The sequence below is a fragment of the Streptomyces chryseus genome (genome assembly GCF_014650755.1).
GTDB lineage: Bacteria > Actinomycetota > Actinomycetes > Streptomycetales > Streptomycetaceae > Streptomyces > Streptomyces chryseus.
This window is the reverse complement of record NZ_BMVO01000084.1, coordinates 1-832: the sequence shown is the minus strand read 5'-3', so window position 1 is coordinate 832 and position 832 is coordinate 1. Positions and strand designations below refer to the sequence as shown.

Annotated in this window: 1 pseudogene; it reads right to left on the bottom strand. The window is 63.8% G+C overall.

Annotation, left to right across the window (positions count from 1 at the left end):
- Positions 1-131: 131 nt before the first annotated feature.
- Positions 132-832, bottom strand: a pseudogene (locus IE185_RS32870) (IS5 family transposase); the annotation flags it as partial.

The window sequence follows — 832 nt, the reverse complement described above, 5'->3', positions numbered from 1 at the left end:
CACCACGCCACTCGAACGTGACACTCCACTTACCGTCACCGGTTCTCAGTCAGGCACTTAGAAATCCCCGGTGCGAACGCTGCCTTGGTCATCTCCGCGATCGAACAGGAATCTATGCCTAAGACGTCATCTCAATTGGCGAGTCTGCGATAGCAGATCAGGGTGCAGGCGATGCTTGTGAAGGCGAGGAAGTGCTCGGCTTTGCGTTCGTAGCGTCGGTGGAGGCGGCGATAGCCGGCGAGCCAGGCCATGGTGCGTTCGATGGTCCACCTGTGACGGCCAAGTCGCTGCGAGGTCTCGATGCCCTTGCGGGCGATGCGGTGGGTGATGCCGCGCTCGCGTAACCATCGCCGCAGGTGGGCGTAGTCGTAGCCCTTGTCGGCGTGGAGCTTGGCCGGCTTGCGTCGTCGGCGTCCGCGGCGGGAGCGGATTGGCGGTATGCCCTTCACCAGAGGGATCAGAGCCTGGCTGTCATGCAGGTTCGCGCCCGAGATTCCGACGGACAGGGGCAGACCGGTCCGCTCGGTGATCAAGTGGATCTTCGACCCGTACTTGCCCCTGTCGACAGGATTCGGACCTGTCAGATCCCCCTTTTCAGAGCCCGCATGTTCACCGAGTCGATCGCGCAGCGGGACCAGTCCAACTCACCACGGGAGCCAAGCTCATCAAGGACCAGGCGGTGAAGCTTCGCCCACACCCTGGCCTTCGTCCACTCGGCAAATCGCCGATGAGCCGTCGCCCCCGACGGCCCGAACGACACGGAAGGCAACTGCCGCCAGGTGCAGCCTGACGTGGCCACGAACACGATCGCGGCCAGCACCTCCCGGTCACC